At 40.0% G+C, this 15,364-nt stretch carries 10 protein-coding genes; 3 read left to right on the top strand and 7 right to left on the bottom strand.

From position 1 onward, the window contains the following. Positions 1-164: 164 nt before the first annotated feature. Positions 165-2,474, top strand: a complete 2,310-nt coding sequence (locus tag FPK91_RS18915; protein ID WP_144213340.1) for an OmcA/MtrC family decaheme c-type cytochrome — start codon at positions 165-167, stop codon at positions 2,472-2,474. A gap of 524 nt (positions 2,475-2,998) precedes the next feature. Beyond that, entirely contained in the window at positions 2,999-3,625 is a 627-nt protein-coding gene (locus FPK91_RS18920) for an acetate uptake transporter (RefSeq protein ID WP_144213342.1), read from the top strand. Positions 3,626-3,716: 91 nt separating this feature from the next. Here FPK91_RS18920 and FPK91_RS18925 read toward each other — a convergent pair whose 3' ends face one another. The 6 genes from FPK91_RS18925 to FPK91_RS18950 form a co-directional block, all read right to left on the bottom strand. Beyond that, positions 3,717-5,243 (bottom strand): MFS transporter, encoded by a 1,527-nt coding sequence (locus FPK91_RS18925; protein WP_144213344.1) that lies wholly within the window; start codon positions 5,241-5,243, stop codon positions 3,717-3,719. Positions 5,244-5,456: 213 nt separating this feature from the next. After that, positions 5,457-5,792 carry a PBPRA1643 family SWIM/SEC-C metal-binding motif protein gene (locus FPK91_RS18930; RefSeq protein WP_144213346.1) on the bottom strand — a complete coding sequence of 112 codons (336 nt, stop codon included), beginning with the start codon at positions 5,790-5,792 and terminating at the stop codon, positions 5,457-5,459. 263 nt (positions 5,793-6,055) lie between these two features. Further along, positions 6,056-6,472, bottom strand: a complete 417-nt coding sequence (locus FPK91_RS18935; protein WP_144213348.1) for a hypothetical protein — start codon at positions 6,470-6,472, stop codon at positions 6,056-6,058. Positions 6,473-6,585: 113 nt separating this feature from the next. Next, a complete protein-coding gene (locus FPK91_RS18940) occupies positions 6,586-9,693 on the bottom strand; it encodes a carboxypeptidase-like regulatory domain-containing protein (RefSeq protein ID WP_144213350.1) in 3,108 nt (1,035 codons plus the stop codon). A gap of 34 nt (positions 9,694-9,727) precedes the next feature. Beyond that, the gene (locus tag FPK91_RS18945) at positions 9,728-10,516 is read right to left on the bottom strand and encodes a fimbrial biogenesis chaperone (RefSeq protein WP_144213352.1); all 789 of its coding nucleotides are present in this window, start codon (positions 10,514-10,516) and stop codon (positions 9,728-9,730) included. 160 nt (positions 10,517-10,676) lie between these two features. Continuing rightward, positions 10,677-11,141: a hypothetical protein gene (locus tag FPK91_RS18950; protein WP_144213354.1), complete on the bottom strand. Its 465-nt coding sequence runs from the start codon at positions 11,139-11,141 to the stop codon at positions 10,677-10,679. A gap of 638 nt (positions 11,142-11,779) precedes the next feature. On the opposite strand from FPK91_RS18950, the gene FPK91_RS18955 reads away from it, so the two are divergent. Further along, complete coding sequence (locus FPK91_RS18955; protein ID WP_144213356.1) at positions 11,780-12,265, top strand: hypothetical protein; 486 nt, start codon at positions 11,780-11,782, stop codon at positions 12,263-12,265. Positions 12,266-12,359: 94 nt separating this feature from the next. On the opposite strand, the gene FPK91_RS18960 is transcribed toward FPK91_RS18955, so the two are convergent. Next, positions 12,360-15,275, bottom strand: coding sequence for a valine--tRNA ligase (locus FPK91_RS18960; RefSeq protein WP_144213358.1), 2,916 nt, complete (start codon positions 15,273-15,275; stop codon positions 12,360-12,362). Between the last annotated feature and the right edge of the window lie 89 nt (positions 15,276-15,364).

Raw genomic sequence — 15,364 nt, forward strand, 5'->3', positions numbered from 1 at the left:
GATTTCGATATCCGAAATTACCAAAATTGAATTGTGAAATTCATGTTTAAGAATCTTTAAATTTCAATCACAAACATGACACAAAAAAAATACATCTTAAGAGGTATCTTTTATATTTATATTACTGCTTATGCAGATATAGATACTAAAAAAGGGATCCGATTATGAAAACATATAAAAAATCGATTCTAGCAGCAGCGTTAGTCGCTGCTATTGGATTAACGGGTTGTAGTGATGGTGAAGATGGAAAAGATGGTGCACCAGGAGCTCCAGGTGAACCAGGTACTCCGGGTGATCCGGGTACACCAATTGGTAATGTAGTTGATACAGTTGATGCGGCAGCAGATTTTGTATTGACATTAATGCCAGCTGATATCGTGGTGGTAGGAAGTGATGATTTTACCATTAGGTTCACAGCAACAGGCAAGAATGCGAAAGGTGTTGATACCGCATTTACTGGATTAGAAAAAGTTGCGCTTTATGTGATGAACCAAGCGGAAAACACTTCTGATACTGGTGCTCCACTATTATGGGAAAACCATGCACTAACGAATGAGTTTGGCTCAAGTATGTATTGTACTCCAACGGGTATGGCGACAGCTCGTGGTGGCGCAGAGGTTGAAGCCTGTACTTTAGTTGAAGATGAAGCAAATCCAGGAACTTACACTGGTACTTGGGAACATGAAGGCAATGCACCAGTCGTGCTTGCTGATGGCGATACCAACAATCTTTATCGCGTCATGGTGCGTACTTATGATGTAACCGATAGTACTGGTACAGGTATTTCTGACAAGCTTCTTTCTACCCCTGTTGATTTTATTCCAGCAACAGGTGAGTTAGCTATTTCAATGAAAGATTCCGTTTCAAATGAAGCTTGTATCAAGTGTCATAGCACAATGGATGGTTATGAAGTTACCGATATTCGTATCGCAAACATTGGTGCCCATCATAATTATCAAAAAGTTGAAAATTGTGTAGCGTGTCATAACCCAGCTTATGCTGGCGGTGAAGACGATCCAGAAAAAGGCTATAACGCCAACTGGAATGCGATGATCCATACGCTTCATGCTGGTCATCATATTGACAATCTTGAAGGTGAAGCCAAAGAAATGTTTGGTGAAATCGGCTTCCCTGGAGAGATTAATGATTGTACAACATGTCATGATAACGGTACTCAGTGGAATGACAATGTTTATGCAGAAGCGTGTGTTTCCTGTCATACCGATGTGAATTTAGCAACTGGCGAAAACCATCGTGGTATCGTGCCTGAAAGTGATGCAGCATGTTCTGGTTGTCATGGTGCTGGTAGCTTAAGCCCTGTACAAGCACATGGTCTTGGTGAAAGAGACGCGTTAGCAGATAAGTTCATTATTGATATTCAATCTGCAGTAGTTGAAGATTCTACAGTTGCTGACATGAGTACATTGGTTGTTACCTCTAAAGTAAGCATGAATGGTGCTTTACTTGATGCGACAACTTACGCTTCAATTACCGATTATATGACCAGTGGTAGTCGTGGTTTCTTAATTGGTACTCTAAATGCTGATACCGGTGCACTTACACATGGTTATAGCGGTGATGGTCACTTTAAAGTTGGCTTTACTGGTGGAGTTATGGGAGCGGATGGTATTTTAGTCAATAAAGTTGATTATGCTACCGAGTTATTAGTTGGCCCAATATACGCGACTGCTGAAGTTCAATTATGTGGTGCAGATGGTGAGATTGTTGAGTGTACAACGAATGATGATGGCGACATTGTTGAAATCGGTGTAGCTAACCAGGCAGTCACTAAATACTTTAACTTAACGCCAGATGCTGATGCGGTTGAAATGCGCATTGCGGATGCTGATCGCACAACAGTCAGTGAAGCTAAGTGTAATGCTTGTCATGGTAACCTTACTCACATAAAGGGAACACATGGTGTCACAGAGTTTACACAATGTGTTGCTTGTCATAGTGAGAACTTGGGCGCTGTGCCAAGTTACCACAAGGTAGTGACTTATAAGACAGATGAAGTTGATGCTGAAGGTAATGCTATTTGGGCGGAAGTCGAAGGATTAACTTTTGCTAACCGTGATCTTGTCACTGTAGCTCACCGTTTCCATAATGGTAATTGGGATGGAGAGCCAGCAGTTTATCGTGATGCTGATGGCAACCTAAATGGTTACTCTGCTGTTGAAACTGACTGTCAAGCTTGTCATAAAGACGATAGCACCTTATTTGCTGCTGACGGTGGATTGACTTCAGGTAAACGTTCTGTCGAAACCGATGCAGGGTTTATCTCTCCAATAGCGGAAGCTTGTCGTAGTTGTCATGTTAGTGCTTCAGCTTTGGCTCACTTTAAGAGTAATGGTGCATATGTTCAGGATGAGCCTGGTTCAGTAGTTAATCTACCTGTTGAATCTTGTTCTACTTGTCATGCTGAAGGCAAAACTTACGGTATTGACGTAATGCATTCAGGTGCTAGCCACTAGGAAAGAGCATTAAGTTTTAAAATAAGCATTTATCTGTAGTCCCTGCAAGGTACAGAAAAATGTCAAAAGGAGCCCTAGGGCTCCTTTTTTTTGTCCTACTTTTACAACCATTTGAATGAGTCTTTTTTTAGCTCTATCTGAGATATTTGTGCATAATTTTTGGTAATGTTTAAATCTGTGAACTAGTGCAATTATTAGGCTTTAAACCAAGGTTATTTCAGTGGTTGCTAAAGTGAAATGTCACTCATATTGTGACGGCTGTTGAGTTATGGAGAAATTTGAAGGGTCAGTGATGCTTTTCGGTTTTTAATCGCTCTGTTAACACATTTACATTTCAAATCTATGATAAATATGATTATTAAAACTCTAAATGTAGTTCTAGCTTTGCAGTATTGTTGGTTGGTTTATTTGCTTGCCAGTAGGGCTTGTTCTAGAATCCGCGGCGTTAAGATTAACCATCGTTAATCTAGTGTGACGTCAACGTCGCGACTTAATCTATTGAACACTTTCTTTAGGGTTACTCAATGTCTACATCGGTTACAAATTCACTGGCAAATCCCGCTCCACTAGGTTTAATGGGATTTGGTATGACTACCATCTTGTTAAACATCCATAATGCAGGCTTTTTTCCTATTGATTCAATGATCCTAGCGATGGGCATTTTTTATGGCGGCATTGGTCAAGTTATCGTGGGCATTATGTGCTTCAAACGTGGCGACACTTTCGGTACCACAGCATTTACGTCTTATGGCTTATTTTGGTTAACCTTGGTGGGTCTAATGGTTATGCCTAAAATGGGTCTTGCAGCAAGTCCTGCAAACTTTATGGGCTGGTATTTAGCGCTTTGGGGCATGTTCACCGGATTCATGTTTATTGGTTCAATGCTTTATCCGTTAGCTAAACAAATTGTTTTTGGTTCGCTGACTATTTTATTCTTTTTACTCGCCGCCCGTGACTTTACTGGCAGTGAACTAATTGGAACGATAGCGGGTTTTGAAGGTATATTCTGTGGTTTGAGTGCAATTTACTTTGCCATGGCTCAGGTATTAAATGCTGAGTTCGGTCGCGTTATTTTGCCTGTTGGGAAACCGCGCTTCATTGCGACTCAGCCTGAAATCGCTTCTGTTTCGGTGACGCTAAAAGCTGCATAAAACTAAGCAACCTCTAGTTTTTGAAACAAAAAAGCTGACAACTTTAAATATATCGTTGTCAGCTTTGTTTAGGTTTAGGTTTAAATTTACTTTAGCTTTGTTGTAACTTAAACAACCACTTGCCGTAAAGGTAAATCCCTACAGCGGAAATTGTCCCTACAGCCGCGATAATATACCAAGCATTGCCAATACTATGGGTATTATATAATAATGTCGTTAGCTGCTGTGCAGGTTCACCAGTAAAGGTTACTAGCGTCGAAAATGCTTCGCCTTGTGGGATTGCATTCACGGCGGCCAGATCCATTCCGCGCTCTGTGAGAAGTTGCAAAGAGAAAACCTCTTTTGATGCATACATCTCATAAAGTTTTGGACCGAAATAGCCTTCAAGTGTCCAGCCTATCCCTTGTGGCAACATCACAAAGCCCAAATACATGGCCTTTTTACCTTCAGGGGCAATGTTACCCATAAACTCATTCTTTTTTGGACTGATCATCATTTCGCCAAAAGAGAACATTACAATGGCTAACACAATCATCCAAGCAGCATTGGTAGCGCCAATGAGCACAAATGCCAGAATACTTAATAAACAGCCAGCGAGCATTGCTGTAGTAATACGGTATTTGGCGGTTAAAGCTGCCACTAAAAAACAACTGGTCATGATCATACCGGCATTGAGGTTTAGCATGCCTTCAGGCATGACCTTTGTACCGGTGTTATCAAGGCCTAACCAAAACTGGAAAAAGCCGTTAGATGTGCCTTCTGGGCCAAACAATGAGGTAACAATAACACTGGTATCAACCCATTCAGCAATATGGATGGGTAAGACATCAAATAATGCATTAAATAAAAACCAGAACCCTGCAAATACCAACATATAGTAGATAACAATCGGTTTCTTTAATTCATGCCAGGCGTCTTTCCAGAGTGCTTCTTGCTTGATCTCTCCAGACTTTATTTTACGGTTACGTTCAAGCCTTTCTTCCTTACCAGGCTCTTTATAGGCCAGTAAAAATAGAAAGTTAAACGAGATGATTGCAGCACAAGCGTAAAAGACATTATCCCAAGATAACTGACGCATATGTACGGCCACTAAAGGACCTAGGAATCCACCAATATTAACCACTTGATAGAATATACCCCATGCCATAGAGGTATTTTGACGCCCAGTTGACAGCACTAAGGTGCCTTGAATACCCGGCTTGAATATCCCTGTACCAGCAGCGAGTAAAATTGCGCCGAAAAGGAAGCCATAAAAACTTGGGAACATCGCCATGACGAGATAACCAATAATCTTAATTATTGTCGAGGCAAAAATGGTTTCTTTGTAACCTACACGGTCAGATATGCCTCCAGTAAACACCGGAATGAAGGTTTGCATAAATGCCCATATCGCAATGATTACACCGTAATCACTGAGGCTAATGCCAAGTCCACCTTCAGACACCGGTGTTTTAGCATATAAACCCGCACTGGCTTTTACGCCATAGTAAGCAATACGCTCGACCAGCTCCATGCCTCCGACTATCCAAAATATATAACTTAAGCTGGCAATCGAGGCCCACATGCCCAGCTGTTTAACTTCTCTTAGGTCGTTGCCTGAGTGTGAATTTTCACTCATATATCACCCTTTATTATTATGATTATTAACAATAGATCGGCAGACACTTTACCTAATTTAACGAGATTTACCAAAGTAACTGAGAGGGAATAATAAAAATTGCGATTGGAGGGTGTTTTTTTGCACAAAAAAGCGAGCTAGAAGCTCGCTTGTAAACAAAGTGTTGCTGACGCTATTGCTGATAGAGCTCTTTTGATAAAGAGCCGCTAATCGTTAGCCGCAGCACTTTTTAAATTTCTTACCGCTGCCACAAGTACAAGGATCATTACGGTTGATTTTGACTTCTGCAGTCACTGCTGTTGGTTTGTTTAAAATACCACTAAGCTCAAAAATATCCTCAGCGACTTCATTGTTAACTGTAATCGTTGCAAAGAGTTTGTTGTCTTCCACTAAAGCTACAACTTCAAGCTTACGCTCTTCAGTTTGAACTGATAATTGTAATGGTCGTGCTTCGGTGCCAGCTTTAGCTTGGCGTTTAGTGTTGTATCCACTTTCGCCGTAGGCAGGTTTTGGCGTTTGACGGCCTTTAAAAAAGAATTTATCTGACATGAATTGTGTCTGCCTATCGTTTAAATATTGAGTGATATCGTTAGGGTATAAAAGTAAATACCTCTTAGCTCGTACTAGGTTTATAAATGATTATAAACAGGAGCGCGATTCCTCATAAAATTGATTAAAATTATCTAGAGGCGAAGCTTATACAGTAAATGAGCCATTTTGACTATTTTTTTATCGATTAATGTAGGCTTGGTTTGATTTTTCAGTTGCCACAACCCATTTATCATTGGCTATTCAATATTGTTGATTTCTGATTATTGATAGTTTACTTCGATGGTATAAGTTAATTGTTGCTCACCATGAGACTGATTACTCAGCACATCGACTTTACCGCCAACCTCAATAATAAGAGGAGTCGAAGTTAGTGTAAATGTTTGCTGTTGACTGCCATTTGGGAGGATTGGGGTGAATTGAACATTGGTTGTTGTATTGGTATAAACAATCACGTCGACACTCGCTTGTTCATCCCCTGATAACGAAAATTTACCCAGTTGATTATCAGATTCGATACAGCCACTACCTTGACGCTGCAGGCTATCTAATTGACATACATTACTGACTTGATTAGTGATAAATCCTAGGTTGAGCTCTTGTGTTTGCTGAATAGACATCGGAGATATTAGAGTAAAATTAGCTTGGGCAATAGCAGCAACAAGGAGAATTAATGACAAGTAATAACTCCTTGTTAGTTATAAAACCATGGCAGGTGTACATGGGACAATATGGAATACTTGTTATTATAGGAGTGGGTTAATATTTGTGCAGCCTAAATGATGAATAAGGGTTATCGAGTGATAATTTGTGTGGGTAAAGTCACATATTCACCAGGGGCCAATACAATATTGCTGGGCATCATGACTTTATTTATTTCTACTTGGTACTCACCCGGTACCAATTGTTCGAATACAAATACCCCATCATATTCAACCCTTGCATGATATTGGGTGTTGTTCTGGCGGTGAATTAATGTAACGGGTACGCCCTTGGCTGCAACGTCATCATTATAAAAAATTTCACCATCGAGCTCAGCAGTAAAGAGTACTGGAAAGAAAATCTCAGCAACATTGCCGGAGTGGGCTTGAATTAATAGCACGCTATTTTGTGGTAATAAGAAAGGGTCTGGTAAAGAGCGTTCATTTAGGGTGAGTTTATGAGGCCGTGAAGTTTGAATATGAGTAATGAGCAACTCGCCATCTTCATTAGTTTCATTTGCTGAGTTGCTATGTCCTGAAAAAGTTAACCCGCTCATAGGAAGTTCATTTTCGTCAAATATACCGTTATCGTTATCATCCTGAAAAGCGATTAACTTTATACTACCAGTATTCAAATGACTCACTCTGTCTAACAACCAGGTATTATCAGGTGCAATTAATAGCGCTGAACTGCTCCATTTGAATTGGGCAAACCAATCACCTTCGGTATCATTTTCAACCGTGAGCCTTAATGTGCTGGTATCTAAGAAATAAGACAGCGAATTTCTAAAAGTGACTTCAGCTTCAGCAAGTGGTTGATAACGAATTTCAAATTGATAATTACTGTGTTCATTGACTGATTTGCTGACATTGGAAACTAATTGAGTCAGCTCAGTATTTGGCATGATTGAAAAGTCTGCATAACTTCTTAAATACCAATCAGAGAGCCGGCCTGACACTGCAACTCTATTTGACCAGCGATCATTACTGGCTATTTTTTGCCAGCTTAGCTCATTGCTAAGGGAGAGTTGTTGGAATTGACCTGCAATAGTATTCGAAATGAAAAGGCTATCACTGGCTTCATGTTGATCTTGCCAGCGACCACTAAACTTCCAACTTAAGTGAGGTTCAGCAAAATTACCGCTTATATTGACATTGGCAATTTCATTAAGACGTTTTTGTTGGTTATCCCAAGATTCAAAATTGTCATACTTAGCCCATTCAGCTTGCCAATCCACTAAATCACTGCTGCCTTGGGCAATGATATTGGCTGCGCTACCTTCATTATTACCACTTAGATTCATCTGCCAAACGCTGCTGTCTGTTAATATATTTAAGGTGACAGTCGGAGTGAATAACCATTTATCATCACTAATTTGTTGCTCAACAATAGTAATGCCAGCAGTAAAATTATCAGTTACGGCCCAATTAGCTGCGGCATATATTTGTTTTAAATCATCTTGTTCGCGCTGCATTAGGCCAAAGTTCATACCAAAACTGTTGGCTTGCATTTGAGATGGATCAAGTAACTTACTAAAGGATTCAGTTCTCGATTCTCCATTGGGCCCAAAGAAACGTAATTGGTATTGGTTTAGGCCAATATAATAAGGAACTTGCTCGAAACGATATAGGCCAGTTTCACTGACACGTTGCACTGAAACTAACGCACCGTTTCTATACAACTCAACATCCCAGTTAGGTTCAATTTCACCGTCAATGACTAAATAGCGCAAGTCATCAATAAACGCGTCCCCAGCATTTACTGTGACGCCAGTACCTGAATTTGAACTTGATACTAATGCAAGGTTATGTGAATCAATGCTGCCTAAACGATAGTAATTTACCCAAGTATCAGCCATTTCTCTTTCGACATAAGCGTTTAGAGTTTCACCATACTCAGACCAGGAATAGCCTGCGTAAGCGCTATGGCCAAGAATGTCGGATCTTGCCTGAAGGTAACCATCGAATGAGCGGCTATGTTGGCCATTTTTATCTTGTTCTGTTATGCCTAAATCAGCATGTAAAGCAAGATCGCCCAGATTGGCATAATCAGTATTAATATGACGTTGATTAGTTACGGCATTTGCATCTTTTTGAGCTGTAAATTGCTGGTAACGTTGTTGTCTTTCTAGTAGCTGGCTTAATGGGATATGGGGTTGCTCTTTAATATTAATTTGCTGGCGCGCAGTGTCGTAATGAATTTCTATACCAAGGAGTTGATATATCACTTCTTCAGATAAATATAAGTCCCAATTATCTCTAAATATTCTGCTTTCATCATTACTGCAATTGTCATTTTGCCTATTAAACGCCATTAATCCATGGCTTACTTGAATAAGATTTTCTGTATCCAAAAACCATCCAGAGATACTTTCAGGATCTATTTCAGTTTGTATTGGTAGCATCAAATTATCGGATAAATACTGAATAGGAAGATACAGTTGGCCGTCGTTTTGATAAACAAACATTTCATCACTTAAACGCTGATTTCCATAATTCAATAAAGTAATCAAAAATTGTTCTTCATTTGATGATGCTAGTTTATATGGACGGCTTATAGACGCCGAGCAAGTAGCTGCTAGATCAAGTTTTGGTCGCTCTACTATTGGTAAATCAACTGTTGGTAATTCAGAAATTGATGAATTATCAATTGGCAGTGCTGTTATGAATGATTTTGTTTTATTGCTACCAGTTATTGATATCGCTGTTGAGGCTATTTGATGTTCAGTGGCATTATTTTTAAGGGTAATTGAGGTGTTATCCTTGGTCTGTTCGGCCTTTATTTTTTGTTGTTCCGTATTGATAAACTTAGCGGGTAACAACTTCTTTGGTGATGTCTCATCTTTGATAGCTACTCTTATCGAGCTAGAAGCTGAAGGCTTTTTTTGTGGCTTACCTTGCCGCTTAACCTGTATTTTATTGTGTGTTTTAGCGGTATTTTTTAGCTCAACTCTTTTATGGGGAGAGTTTGTTTCTGGCATTGTTTGAACGGGTTGAAACTCTTTATATGAGGTCTGTTTTTTTGCTGGTACTTTTACTGTAAATGAAGCTTTATCATCAGTTGAATGCGCTTTATTAAGCATAGGATTACCCCAAGGTTTGATTGACTCAAGCCCTGGTGTGACCAATTCGATATACAACAGCAGTAATGATATTGCTAAAAGATACTTTGCTAATCGATTGAAATATTTTAAAAACATCGATGAACGACGTTAACTTAATCTATATTTACTTTTATAAATTTATCGTTTTATTGATTGTCTTTGGCAAGTATAAATTGTCATTCTCGGTGTAACGAATGGTGAGTTTTGTACCTGAACTAACAGGCTTGTTTAAGGTGATATTGAATGTACGGCTATTGTTCTCAGGATATATCGCTGCGTTTTTGAGGCTACCAACAAGTTCATTATTGTCAGCATTTAAAATCTCTATATCACCTAAGCTGCTTCTCTTACCTTTGCGCTCTATTGTCACGATTAATTGTTGTTGCCCATCCGTCATAGATGCTTGTTGGCTACTCAAACTGAGTTCGGCTTCAAGTTCACCTATACGCATGATCACCGGAATCGCTATTCGCAAGTACGCCGTTACTGATAGCTGTAAAGACTCTGCTTGTTGCTGAGTGTGGTTAGCATCGATTTTAGGGGCTAGAGGAATTTGGTGAAATACAATGTAGCTGCGATATTCGCCTTGGGCTAAATTTTTGGGTGGTCTAACAGCGACCCGCACCCTAGTGCCTTGTTCAGGCTTCAAACTGAGTCTTCGCGGTGAATAGCGGGTGAATGAAGTGATTGAATTTGGTGAAGACTCAAGTAGTTCATATTCACCATTAGGTAGCAGCGCTTTATCTTCTAAATAAATTTCATACCTAGAAGGCGTAGTGCTTTTGTTGACTAATGAAAATACGGCGCTTTTGTTGCGCTTGTTATCGAGCTCAACTCTTGTTGGTGTTACGAGTAGGTTTGCTTGTGCTATTGAATGCCCCATAAGCATCAATACAAGGATTATTATTATATTTTTCATGGTATTGCCCAGCTACAGTTTTGCAATTAAATTGCTTTTATTATTGTTTTAATTGTTAGCTTACTTCGAGCTTGTCAGTATTTATTATATCAAGGTAAAGAAGAAATAAAATCCCGTAAATATTACGGGATTTTAGCATTACTTATAACAAGGTTACCCTTTAGTAAGTAACTGAAAGAGTGTAGTTAATTGATTGTGTTCCTGTTGCCGCAGTTGCCGCAGTGATATCTAAAGAGCCCGATACTGGTACAGCTAGCGTGTTACTTGCGATTGTGCCATTAGTTTGTACTGTTGGAGTAAAAATGACACCTGCAACGGAACTGTCTGGAAGTGAAACGGAGAGGGTTACAGGTCCATCAGCTGCAGCAATTGTAAATAAACCAGATGCTGCAGTTGCGCCGCCAGCAACACATGCAGTGCCACTTACTGTGTCTGCATAATCAACAGTACAGTTACCGTCAGCAGCGATAGAAACATCACCAAATTGCATTGCTGTCGTTTCACTTACTGAAATTGGGTAAACAAGTTCAAAGTTTGCTGTACCTGTAGCATCTTCAGCACCTGCTTGAGTAGAAAGTAGGAAGGTAGAAGCTAAAAGTGTTGATAATAGAAGTTTGTTAGTCATTTTGTATTCCAAGGTAGTTAATTATTATTATTAATAATCCCATACTTTTTATGTGAGTAATTGTTTGTACTAAACAATGACTTACTCGATGGGTGAGCTAAAAATAACAGTATTTAAATATTTTGCAACAAAATCGTCACACTTGTTTCCTTGTGATTTCATGTAGCTTAAAGGAATAAGTTATTCCTACTAGAGAAGGAAGGCTATTGTAGCTATAAAGTATTAGGAGTGGTTTGTGTGGGTAAACTATTGAATTTATGATTTTATTCATTATTATTTTTATAGAACGGCTGAAGCTATAATTTTTCGTAGATAGCGAAAAGCTAGCGTGGTAGCGCTTTTCTTTGTAACTTTTATTGCTATTTTACAGGTGATTTATTTATTAAAAAGTGGTAATTTTTATTTCTACTTTTTAGTGTATTAAAACTTTTTGATCAATTAACTTCACTAGAAGTGATCAATTGTATGCTGTATGGTTTAATTTGTTTAATGTAACTGATTGGCAGCTTTTTAAGTGTTTTTGTCTATAGGGTTATTTTTATATTGTTACGGTTTTAGATGTTTGGCGCCTTAAATTAGTAATAGGTATTAAAATGACTTTATAGGTTTTAAGTGTCTGAATATTATGGTTTAATTTTATGCTTTTATTATTTAAGTCGTTTTGCTATCGCACAGTTTTAACAACGGTATTGAGTCTTTATTGCGTTTCTGTTGGTGCGCAAATAGTCATCATGGAAGTGCAGCCAATAAAATTTCCGAAAGTCTTACAAAATAGCGGTTTAAGTACTACTGTTGTGATTAACTGGAAAGGGGCTATTGGTAATTCAACTAACTCAACATTACTTGATAGTGATTATTCTCAAGGACGTTACTATATAACTTCTGATACATCTGCTCCAATTGATATTGACTTTACTAGCTTAGGTAATGAACCACTTATCCAGCTAAAAAACTTTAAGGTTCGCTATAAAAATAAAACCTATAAAACCTTTCCGATTCTTGGTTTAGATAACCCAGGAACTGGGGGGGAGTATATCGATATTGGTGCAAAAGTTGTGGCGAATAAGAAGTCGAGCCAAGGTTTTAAAGCCCTTCAATACTCATTAAGTGTTCAAGAGCAGTAGTACGATAAATATGCTTTATTTCATAAAAGATTCGAATAAAAAAGGCTATCAACCGAGGTTAATAGCCTTTTTTATAGTATTTAAAGACTGGTTATTAGCTTTCTAATTTAGCCAATTCTGCTTTTTGTTCAGTGAGCTTATCTATATCACGTTGATATTCAGCTTGCTTAGCGCGCTCTTTTTCAATCACGGCAGCAGGGGCTTTAGCTACAAAACCTTGGTTAGATAACTTGCCTTCAATGCGCTTGAACTCACCAGCCGCTTTTTCAAGTAGCTTGTCGATACGCGCCACTTCTTTAGCAACATCGATAAGACCCGCCATTGGGATAAGTAGCTCCATGTCACCCACAAGTTGCGTGGTCGACATTGGCGCAGTTTCTCCATCAGCTAGAATCGTCATTGATTCAAGCTTCGCTAGGGTCTTGAAGAAAGTTTGGTTAGCTTCAAGACGGGCTTTATCTTGCTCACTCACGCCGCGAAGTAGGGCATTAAGTGGCTTAGATGGGGCAATGTTTAGCTCGGCGCGAATGTTACGCACAGCGGTAATCACTTGCTTAACCCACTCTAAGTCTTCCATTGCTTGAGCATCAACTTTATCAGCTTGATATTCAGGGAATTGAGCTAGCATCAAGGTCTCACCTTCAACACCGGCTAGTGGCTTAACGCGCTGCCAGATAGTCTCTGTTAGGTAAGGCATCATTGGGTGCATTAGGCGCTGCATCTGCTCAAGTACATTCACTAGAGTATGACGGGTGCCACGCAGTTGCGCGTCAGTGCCACTTTGCATTACTGGCTTAGTGAGCTCTAAGTACCAATCACAGAATTGATTCCAGGTGAATTCGTAAATAGTGTTAGCCGCTAAGTCGAAACGGTAGTTATCCATGTGCTCGTGGAAGGTTTTAACGGTTTCATTGAACAGACCGATAATCCAGCGATCAGCTAGTGATAGCTCCATTGCGCCAGGCTTGCCATCAATCAAGATTTGGCCACAATCTAATGCTTCACCGATAGCATCATCAGCCGCATCTTCAGTTTGCATTTCTGTGTTCATCAGTACGTAGCGTGATGCGTTCCAGATTTTGTTACAGAAACTGCGGTAACCATCAAGACGCTTCATATCCCAGTTAATATCACGACCGGTTGATGCCATAGACGCTAAGGTAAAGCGCAGTGCATCAGTACCATGTGCTTCGATACCTTCACTGAATTCTTTACGGGTGCTCTTTTCAATTTTAGCGGCCATTTTAGGCTGCATCATGTTACCAGTACGTTTTTGAACTAATGCTTCAAGATCGATACCGTCAATCATGTCTAAAGGATCTAATACGTTACCTTTAGATTTTGACATCTTGTTACCGACTTCATCACGAATAAGGCCTGTGACATAAACGGTCTTAAATGGCACCTGTGGCTTACCGTTTTCATCTTTGATGAAATGCATGGTCATCATGATCATGCGGGCAACCCAGAAGAAGATGATGTCAAAACCAGTAACCAGCACATCTGTAGGATGGAAAGCTTTAAGCTCAGCAGTATCTTTTGGCCAGCCCAAAGTAGAGAAAGTCCATAATGCAGAGCTAAACCAAGTATCGAGTACATCGTTGTCTTGGCGTAGTACCACTGAATCAGCAAGCTTGTGCTTAGCACGAACTTCAACTTCATCACGACCTACATAAACTTTACCTGACTCATCATACCAAGCTGGGATTCGGTGTCCCCACCAAAGTTGGCGTGAGATACACCAGTCGTTGATATCACGCATCCACGAGTTGTACATGTTCTCGTATTGCTGTGGCACAAATTTAATGTCGCCGTTATCTACTGCTTCCATGGCTGTTTTAGCCATTGGTGCAACAGATACATACCATTGGTCAGTAAGTAATGGCTCAATAACAACGCCAGAGCGGTCGCCATAAGGCACTTTTAATCCGTGAGGATCGACTTTGCCAAGTAGACCTAGAGTTTCAAGTTCAGCAACAACCGCTTTACGCGCTTCAAAACGGTCAAGACCTGCGTAACGCTCTGGCAGTGTACCGTCTAATTCGTTGTTTGCTGTTCCGTCAGTATTCACCACTTCAGCGATTGAGCGGATAGCCGCATCAAAAGTCAAAATGTTGTACATAGGCAATTCGTGACGTTTACCGACTTCATAATCGTTAAAGTCATGAGCTGGGGTGATTTTCACACAACCAGTTCCAAAATCCATATCTACATAATCGTCAGCAACGATTGGGATAAGACGGTTAACAATTGGCAAATGAATAAACTTACCGATAAGTGAAGCGTAACGCTCATCGTCTGGATGAACGGCTACAGCGCTATCACCTAGCATGGTCTCTGGACGCGTGGTGGCAATCTCTAAGTAATCTTTACCATCACTGGTTAATGCACCTTCAGCAAGCGGATAGCGGAAATGCCACATGCTGCCTTGCTTTTCTTTGTTCTCAACTTCTAAATCAGAAATTGCTGTGTGAAGTTCTGGATCCCAGTTAACTAAACGCTTACCGCGATAAATCATCTCATCTTCGTATAGGCGTACAAACACTTCTTGTACAGCTTCTGACATGCCTTCGTCCATGGTGAAACGCTCACGTTCCCAATCAACTGACGCGCCAAGGCGACGTAGCTGTTTAGTAATGGTGCCACCAGATTCTTTTTTCCAGTCCCAGATGCGATCGATAAAGTTTTCGCGGCCTAGGTCGTGACGGTTTAAACCTTCTTCAGCAAAGACTTTACGCTCAACCAACATTTGCGTGGCAATACCCGCGTGGTCAGTACCGACCTGCCAAAGAGTGTTTTTGCCCTTCATGCGTTGGTAACGCGTTAACGTATCCATGATGGTATCTTGGAAAGCATGACCCATGTGCAAACTACCCGTCACATTTGGCGGTGGGATCATGATGCAATAGTTGCCTTGAGACTCGTCGCCATGTGGCTTGAAGTAACCTTTCTCTTCCCAGTTTTGGTAAAGAGACTGTTCGATAGACTGCGGGTTATATGTTTTTTCCATGGGATCTATGTTTTCTCAATCTAAATTAATAGGTTGTATTGTTAACGAATCAACAATTCAAAATAAGGCTAAATTACTTATATTAATGA

This window comes from Shewanella donghaensis (genome assembly GCF_007567505.1).
Taxonomy (GTDB): Bacteria; Pseudomonadota; Gammaproteobacteria; order Enterobacterales; family Shewanellaceae; genus Shewanella; species Shewanella donghaensis.